Below are 2561 nucleotides of genomic sequence, written 5' to 3' on the forward strand. Positions count from 1 at the left end.
AGGTTGTCGTACTGGTAGCTGCGTTCGAGCAGGATATCAGGCAGGATGGGATTCTGTTTGCGTTGCAGACGGCTGTTACGGTCGTATTTGAACTGGGTGTTCAGGCGTCCCTGAGTACGTGATACTTCGCGGTACAGGTTGTCGCGTTCAGTGTGGTCGGTGTTGCCGTCACGCTGTGCTTGTTTGATTTGGGTGACGTGCTACGGGCATTTATTCTGTTCGCTGGTCTAAACAATTAATTTTTTGTGGGTATAATGGTGGACGTAAGTAGATTGATTATTACACTCAGGTTGCAGTTTTACTTAACTATAATCTGCTAAAATAAAGTTGGTAACATCAGCAACTGGTATTTTCTGAATCTTTATCAAAAGGATATATTTGCGTAAAAAAATGTTTTTTCATAAGAGAAAATCATTTTATTTCCATTGGGAATTAAAAGAATACTTGTTTCATCACTTGGGTAAAAAAAATCATCCCATGATTTTACAAAAATATCCACTGGTACAATCGCACTCGCTTTTTTCCCCCAAAAGAAAAAAGCAAATGAAATGTCTGTTAATTTATTCTTGAAAAATAAAGAAGATTCGTTAGGATGATCAAAATCCAAATTAATTTTTTCTATAACAGAACAAAATGACGAATGCATTTTCATTAAATGGTTAAATGGGAATGTCACATCCCAAAAATTACTAGATTCCTCCGTATCAAGAAAAATAATCTGTCTTTTTTCATCAAAAGATAGCAAGCAATCTTTAGAATTAAATCTCCATGCAATAGGATATTTTTTTTCATCAATGGTTAATAATTTTTTATTCATAAAATATATGCCCAGCTCCACCAGATTTTTTACCCAAACTCCAATCCTTCCATTTTATGTGGGGTATATTATTCTCTGGTGCATTTATTGTATGCGATTCATTAGGGTGATGTTCATAACCTTTTTTGTATGGAATTTCAGAGTAAGTAGGCTGAATCTCTATCTTTCCTCTAGCATCTTTTAACAGTTGTTCAGCAGTAGCTTTATCCTTCACTCTAAAATTGGATTTACCACCTCTCTGAATTATTTCAGTTGCTTTCTTCCATTCAGGGCTACCACGCTTAATGATAGGTAAGTTAGTTGCATTGCCAACTTCCTTCCCTGTAAGGCCACATTTCATTAACCCCCACGGATCGACCCAAGTCAACCCATTAGGCGCATACTGATACAGATTCAATCCGCCAGCTAAACCAATCGGGTCTGGCTGGGTAAAGCGTCCTATATTCGGATCATAATACCTGAAAGTATTGTAGTGTAAGCCGGTTTCTCTGTCTAAATATTGTCCCTGATATCTGAGATTCTGTTGTATCGGGATGTGTTCGACTTCATGAATCCGTTTTCCCCAGAGCTGAAAACTGCATTCCCACAGTATTTTACCGTTTTCGTCGGTCAACTCTTCCGGACAGCCATTCAGATCAGTGTGGAAGTACATTACCCTTTCTGGGTCATTACCTCGTTGACACGATTCATAATATCTTTCTTTAAGCACTCAGCATAGTTGTTTAGCTGTAACTTCTTTACTCCAAGTTATTTTAGTATGTATATTTAAGTCAATCACCTCATGTCTGATACTTTTGCTATTTTCTATTTATATCTAGATTAGGTTCTCATTCAACTATTCTATCGCTTGCTGAGTGGAGTAACTTCGGCAGGAGTCCAAATTGACCGTTTCCATTGTATGAAGTTATTAGTTAGAATTTCTTTTATGTAACTTTCAAATTTAGAATTAAAGTATTTATCAGATGTTATTGTTATTTTAAGAGTATAATGTTCATCACATAATAACTCACTAAGCCTATCAATTTTGTCGATAACGGCAATACTAAAATTATCCAATTCCGCTCTAGCAATATAACGACCTTTTTCATCTTTACAGGATAATTTACATTTAAATGCCAGTTCTATCTTAGTCAGCATTTCTTTAAATGAATTATTACTATCAATCAGTACAAAAGTTAACCGTCTTTCATTTATATTCATAAATCTATCATCCTTGAAAAAAATTTAACGTTGAAATATTAAATCCAACTATTATCTCATAAAAACAAAAAATTCGTTTTTATTTACAGCCAATTTTGCGCTGAATGTCACCCTTTCGAGCAAATTCCATTAACTCGTGAGTTTTAAAAATTCTAAAACCAAAGGGTTCTTTTTTTAGCCCCGGAAAAATTAAACGTAATTTACGGTCTATAGATGCTTCTATTTCCTTCATACCTTTAATTTCTGAAGCATCACGACGTCTGTTTGTATATACCGGATCATGAGCTAAATAATCTGATCGAATAAAAGCATCTACATCGAAATTATTTAAATCTATGGGTCTGGATATACTAGGGTCATGAGCTTTACTAATACCACTAGCAGCACTTCCTCTATAACCTATTTCGGCATTAGGATCAATTGCTTGTATTGCTGGCAAGTGTTCTCTAAGAATATCGTCAATTTGTTGTTGAACTCTATTTAAACTACTTAACCCCCACGGATCCACCCAAGTCAACCCATTAGGCGCATACTGATACAGATT

General features: G+C 35.3%; 4 protein-coding genes. All 4 read right to left on the bottom strand.

The window, feature by feature from the left end; genetic code table 11:
- Positions 1 to 364: 364 nt before the first annotated feature.
- Entirely contained in the window at positions 365 to 817 is a 453-nt protein-coding gene (locus BGI33_RS07415; RefSeq protein WP_025329789.1) for a hypothetical protein, read from the bottom strand.
- Positions 810 to 1469 carry an RHS repeat domain-containing protein gene (locus tag BGI33_RS07420; protein ID WP_100090612.1) on the bottom strand — a complete coding sequence of 220 codons (660 nt, stop codon included), beginning with the start codon at positions 1467 to 1469 and terminating at the stop codon, positions 810 to 812. Before BGI33_RS07420 ends, BGI33_RS07415 begins: the two co-directional genes overlap by 8 nt.
- A 188-nt stretch (positions 1470 to 1657) precedes the next feature.
- Positions 1658 to 2017, bottom strand: a complete 360-nt coding sequence (locus BGI33_RS07425) for a hypothetical protein (protein ID WP_065566450.1) — start codon at positions 2015 to 2017, stop codon at positions 1658 to 1660.
- 79 nt (positions 2018 to 2096) lie between these two features.
- The coding region (locus BGI33_RS07430; RefSeq protein ID WP_218965167.1) for a hypothetical protein at positions 2097 to 2561 on the bottom strand (465 nt) is incomplete at its 5' end.

The sequence above is a fragment of the Snodgrassella alvi genome (genome assembly GCF_002777425.1).
Taxonomy (GTDB): Bacteria; Pseudomonadota; Gammaproteobacteria; order Burkholderiales; family Neisseriaceae; genus Snodgrassella; species Snodgrassella alvi_B.